Genomic DNA, 6104 nt, shown 5'->3' with positions numbered 1-6104 from the left:
AAGGCAAAACAGATTCCAATTATAATAGCGTTACCGAACAGGCAGGCATCTTTGCAGGCAAAGACGGCTTCGATATCAACGTCGGCAAGAATACCGACCTGAAGGGTGCGGTCATTGCCAGTGATGCTACACCGGATAAGAATAAAATCTCTACGGATACGCTGACACACTCGGATATCCAGAATAAGGCGGATTACAGCGCAAGTAGTTCGGGAGTCAATTATAATACTGGTAAAGATGTAGCTAAAAAAGATCAGGGACTTACTCCGGCTCTTGTGATATCTTCAAGTGGATACGCTGATAGTACTACAAAATCAGCTATTTCTAATGGAACTATCGATATTCGTAGCAATCCGAAACAAGATATTTCTAATCTGAGTAGAGACACTACTAATTCAGTTAATGCTCTTGGCAAGATATTTAATAAGAAAACAGTTCAAGAACAACAGGAATTAGCGCAAGTCTTTGGTCAAGAAGTATTTAAGGCCATTGGCGATCTTGGATTAAAAGAAGGTAGTCCTGAAAAGGTTGCCCTCGATACCTTTGCTGGTGGTTTAATGTCAAAACTAGGCGGAGAAAGTTTTGCATCAGAAGCTGCCGGTGGTGGCATGAATCAGCTTGTGATGAACGAGTTGAAAAATATCAAAGACCCTGCGGCTATGCAATGGGCTAGTGCGATTGTAGGTGCTGTTGTTGCCAAAATGGTTGGTGGTAATGCACAGACTGGGGCAAGTGTAGCTGCTAGTGAGACGAAGAATAACCATTTGAGTCATGAGCAATATCAGGAAATGCTGGATGAACTTAGTCAGTGTAAAAATCAGGAAGAAAGAGACGCCGTAAACGCCAAATGGGAGAAAATTGATAAAGAACAGCTAATAGATTTTATAAACAATAATTATGATAAAATCAAAGAACCTATAACAATTGGGGTTAATGTGAGAGGATTCGAAGTTGTCGTAGACCCAACATGTCACACTATGGCTAGTGACGTATTAGGCAAAGATAACTCAACGAATTATGATAGCCTATTTGACAAAATGAAACAGTGGTACCATGGTACTGCTGCCTATAGCTTTTATAAGCAACAAATTGCTCCTATCGGACAAGGTCTAGGTGCATCAATTGCTCAAAATGGGTCTTGGAATCTTGTACAAGTGGATATGGCAAATGGTGAAAATCCTAGAATGTATTATGTTGGAAAATCATTAGGAGATGTTGCTTTTGTTGTAGGAGGTACATTAGTTACCATAACTAATGGAGGAGCAACAATTGCTGTTTCGCCTACTGGTGTGGGTGCTATTGCAGGTGGTGCAGCGACGATTGCTTCAGGGACTGCTACGTTAAATGGTGTCTATAATTTCTCGAATGATTTAGGTAAAGCTTTTTCTAGTAGTGGGGCGAATACTGGGACAAGTGCTCAGGGGTCAGGTAATGCTGAACGTAAATTAGCTCCTAATGATGGAAAGCACACAAGTCAAGCTAAAGGTGATATAAGTGCTGACCCATTTTGGAATGATCAAGAAAAAGGGCAACAATCATTAAATACTGCATATTCGTCAGATGGGACTAAGCAATTGTATAATGTTTCTGATGGGAAACTAGTAAAATTTCAGCCTGATAATGTTGGAGGATGGCATGCTTATGAAGTTAAGAATCCGGCGGAAGAAGTACCAGCTGATGTTTTGAGACAAATGAAAAATGACGGGGTAATTTCCAATGCTCAGTATAATAAGTGGATTAAGAATAAGTAATTCTTGAATGGTATGACTATAGGATGATAAAAGCTATCATCCTATAGCAGTATTTCATCTAAGGAGGGTGTTTAGTGCCGATATTTGGTGATGTAGACAAGTTTGCAATAGAATACCAGTTTATACCTAGCCCATATGAGGAGGATAAAGTATTAAAACAATCGTGGGGTATTTTTAGGTTATGGGTAATGGGACAAGATGTTTGTGAATATACGGCTAAGGGTGTTCTAGGTAAGTATGAGTGGAATTTGATATATATTGTAGAATGGTTGTGTAATAATCTAGAATATGTTTTGGGATACGATCCCTTTCCATTACCTGTAAATGGTAAAAATTCACTGGAGCTAATTCGCGAAAGTGATAAGTTTGAGTCTGAAGAGGACGATGAATTTTATTTGTGGTATCAAGCAAAAAGTTCATGGATATTCAGGCATTCATGGTTTTCCAATAGAGCTGGTTCAATACTTGCTAGTGTCTATTTTAGACGAGTTGAGGAGAATATTGAATTAGCTTGGGATAATGGTTTCTGGGAAGAGAGCCAAGTATATTTTTCAAAGCCAAAAGGTGTTTATAATGTTTCAAAAGGCGATTTTAAAGATGCTATATTTAGTTTTTTAACACATACGCTGGATCAGTTAGAAACTACTTTAGGCGGAAATGCCCAAATAGATGGTCAATCAATGGTTGAATTACGTAAAAAGCTGAACCTTCTAAAATAGTTTGCTAATTGTAAAAGCTAATTGAGGTGGAAAAATGAGATGAGTGTAATCCGAAGAAAGAAATCAGTATTTTACAGCCTTTTGTTTTTGATAGTTATGCTTACCTGCTCTAATTCAAGTGTTACTGCAGAACAAAAATTAACGGAAACGCAATGGTTTGAACAAGGAAATCAATTCTTTAACAGTAAAGAGTATGATAGGGCAGTTGAGGCATATAGTGAAACAATCAAACTGAATCCCAAAAATGTGGATGCCTATAATCGACGCGGATTAATTTATAAAATGAAAAAACAATATGAGAGCGCGATAGCTGATTTTACAAAAGTTATTGAATATGTGCCAAACAATGCAAACGTGTATTACAATCGAGGGGATACCTATTTTATAAATAAGCAGTATGAATTGGCAATTACTGATTTTAGTAAAGCTATTCAAATTAATCCTAAATTTTCAAAGGCTTTTGTTAGGCGTGGGTTATCCTATTATGAAATAGTAACACAAGCTTATTTTAAAGCTGCGGAGAAAAACGTCCCGTTGACAGATATAATGAGTGAGACACAGCGGTTTTCATATTTCGACCTGATAATTACTGACTTAAGCAAAGCAATTGAGCTAAAACCAGATTTTACTTATGCCTATACGGTACGGGGCAATGCTTATTCAGACAAAGGACAGTATGATTTAGCGATAGCCGACTTTGATACAGCGATTAAACTAGATGAGCGTTATGCAGTAGCGTATTATTTTAAGGGGTTAACATTAGAAGGCCTAAAAAGCAAAAAGGAAGCAATAGATAGTTATAATAAATTCCTTCAATATGCCGACCCAAACGATTTAAGGATTGATATGGTTAAAAAGAGTTTGAAAGCTCTTGAGCAAGACATTGAGTAAGACGAAGGGGGAAATCAGGGGGAGCCGACAGTGTGAAACGTAGAGCTAACTAAAATGTCAAACAAGCACAAGATGATTTTAATGCTAAATCAGCCAATATGAACGATAACGATAAAAAAGCCTTATCCCAACAGTTACAACAAGGAATCCAACAAAAACAGCAGGAACTAATAAACGCTATTCGAGATAAAGTAAATGCTGCAATCAAAGTGGTAGCTGATGACAAGGGATTAACCATTGTTATGGATAAAAGTGTTATTGCTTATGGTGGACAAGATATAACAGATGACGTAATGAAAAAGATTACGGGTAAATAAGTTAAGTTTAAACAAGAGATGTCAGCGGACGTAAAAATCCGCTGACATCTTTTTTCATTTCAGTGTCTTCTAGTGGTACCTAAGCCGGTGGGTGAAACCAGAGCCGAAGAGCATATTCTTATATCAAACATCCGGTATATTCGGCAGCGGGTTGGGTTTCACCATTGGCAGTAAAAGCAAGCACTGCCAATGAATAGATACTAGCTGAAATCGGCAGTACAGTAGGTTCCATAAATGGCAATGTCTCCATAACAGCCGGTGACAAAGTAAATAGTGCAGGTACTACTTTTGTTGCAGGCAAGGACCTCAACATACTCGGCAAAGACGTAACCCTCGATAATGCTCTGAACACCTATGACAGTCAGTACAAATACGAATTCAAGCAAAGCGGTCTGACCGTCTCATTAGGTGGCGGAGCAGTTACCAGTGCCATCAATGCAGCGGGAGATATTCGGCGGTCCGGCCAAGTGCAGGATGACCGTCTCAAGGCTCTCTACGACTATAAAGCAGTGGAAGACCTAAAAGATGTGGGAAAAAATATGGATATTAAGCCATCCATCAGTGTCAGCCTCGGCAGTACGAAAATCACGTCAGAGCAGACCAACCACACTGAAACCGTCAATCTGTCCAATATCAACGCAGGCGGCGATGTGAACATTATCGCTACGGCAGGCGATGTGAACCTGAAAGGAACGAAAATCAATGCTGCCGATGTTACGCTTGATGCCAAGAACAATCTCAATATTGACGCGGCACAAAACAAAGAGCAGACGACAAGCACCACCAGCTCCTCTTCTAGTTCAGTAGGTGGAAATATTGGAACAGGCTATTTTGTCAACAGCAGCAAAGGAAGCGGCCATGAAAACGGAAATGCTATTACTAACGAAGGCAGCGTCATTAATGCCAGTGGCACCGTGTCGCTTGTATCTGGCAAAGATACGAATATTACCGGTTCTCAGGTCAATGGCGGCAAAGTCATTGCTAATATCGGCGGTAATCTAAACATAGCGAGTCTGCAGGATATTGATAACTACAACGCGAAGAACCAAAACAGCGGAATTGGCATTTCTAGCGGTCATAACAATGGTATAACAGGTTCCGCAGGTAAAGGCAAAACCGATTCCAATTATGGCAGCGTAACCGAACAGGCAGGCATCCATGCAGGCAAGGATGGCTTCGACATCACCGTCGGCAAGAATACGGACCTGAAGGGTGCGGTCATCGCCAGCACGGCTACGCCGGATAAGAATAAGATATCTACGGATACGCTGACACACTCGGATATCCAAAATAAGGCGGATTACAGCGCAAGCAGTACAGGCGTAGATTTGAAAAATGGTATTATTACATCTACTCCAAGTATGCCAGTTAACGGAAAAGCAGACAGTACAACTAAATCAGCGATTTCTCCTGGAAAGATTGAAATACGAAGCAATCCAAACCAAGACATTAGTGGATTAAGTAGGAATACTAATGATTCGCTTAACGCTCTAGGGAAGATATTTGACAAGAAAACTGTCCAAGAGAGACAGGAATTGGTTAATCTATTTGGTCAAGAAGCCAATCAGATAATCGGCGATTTGGCAGAAAGCATGCGAAAAAATGCTAAGACTCCTGAAGAAAAAGCTAAATGGGCTGAAGGTGGAGAATATAAGGCTCTTTTACATGCTGTTTCTAGTGGAATTGTGTCTGGCCTTGCAGGTAATGGTTTTGCTTCTGGAGCAGCTGGGGATGGATTAAGTCAGCTTGCACAAAAACAACTAGCCAATATCAAGGACCCAAATCTTCGTCTCATTGCAAGTTCCATAGTTGGAGCGGCAGCAGCCAAAGTAGTAGGTGGCAATGCTCAGGCTGGAGCTAGTGCAGCATTTAATGGAGTAAAGCATAATGATTATGTCCATCATCCGACCTATGAAGGAGCATATATATTTGTTAAAGGAGAAGGATTTTACAAAATTATTAACGGCGTAGATACTTATATGCAAGATGATGTTCCGCCAGTTGGTGCGGTAGTTTGGCAACAGGACCCTGATAATAAGGAAAATGGGTCAGAATATGTAAAAGGTGACGGAATCAATTCTGCCGATACCTATTTAAAGTGGAAACCAGGTATTTCAGGTCGCATAGCTCTTAATGAAGATACTGGGGATGTAATTACGATAAATGGCGAGGCGGTCATTCATCCGAGTGATCTTAAAATGCAGCAGCAAGCAAAAGAAGATGTAACAGGTCTTGCTGGTGGAGTAAAGCGGGATTTGAAAATGGTCAATGATGCAGCCAGAGAGATTGGGGTTGACAGAGATGCATTTGGAGACTACATTCATGAAATAAAGGACGATTTAGGAATGGCGGCTAATCAGAATTTTACTTATCAAGAATTGTTGGAATATGCAAGGCAATTAAAAAAAATGATTGAATAGTGCAGG

3 protein-coding genes and 3 pseudogenes are annotated in these 6104 nt (G+C 40.0%); all 6 read left to right on the top strand.

All coding sequences use genetic code 11. The features are described 5' to 3' along the window. Positions 1-1751, top strand: a pseudogene (locus Ga0466249_RS23900) (hypothetical protein); the annotation flags it as partial. Between the two features lie 74 nt (positions 1752-1825). Continuing rightward, a complete protein-coding gene (locus Ga0466249_RS23895) occupies positions 1826-2470 on the top strand; it encodes a hypothetical protein (RefSeq protein ID WP_215832008.1) in 645 nt (214 codons plus the stop codon). A gap of 39 nt (positions 2471-2509) precedes the next feature. Beyond that, a complete protein-coding gene (locus Ga0466249_RS23890) occupies positions 2510-3361 on the top strand; it encodes a tetratricopeptide repeat protein (protein ID WP_215832007.1) in 852 nt (283 codons plus the stop codon). A gap of 74 nt (positions 3362-3435) precedes the next feature. Then, a pseudogene (locus tag Ga0466249_RS23885) lies at positions 3436-3678 on the top strand (OmpH family outer membrane protein); the annotation flags it as partial. Between the two features lie 248 nt (positions 3679-3926). Next, a pseudogene (locus Ga0466249_RS26855) lies at positions 3927-4064 on the top strand (hypothetical protein); the annotation flags it as partial. Between the two features lie 81 nt (positions 4065-4145). Then, positions 4146-6098, top strand: coding sequence for a hemagglutinin repeat-containing protein (locus Ga0466249_RS23880; RefSeq protein ID WP_312889828.1), 1953 nt, complete (start codon positions 4146-4148; stop codon positions 6096-6098). The last annotated feature ends 6 nt before the right edge of the window (positions 6099-6104 follow it).

The sequence above is a fragment of the Pelorhabdus rhamnosifermentans genome (genome assembly GCF_018835585.1).
Lineage (GTDB): Bacteria > Bacillota > Negativicutes > UMGS1260 > UMGS1260 > Pelorhabdus > Pelorhabdus rhamnosifermentans.
The sequence above is the reverse complement of the archived record's forward strand: the minus strand, read 5'-3'. Positions and strand labels throughout refer to the sequence as shown.

Bases quoted from the DNA above. Each gene is read 5' to 3' on its own strand.
- Ga0466249_RS23890 (WP_215832007.1), top strand. From the start codon at position 2,510: ATGAGTGTAATCCGAAGAAAGAAATCAGTATTTTACAGCCTTTTGTTT.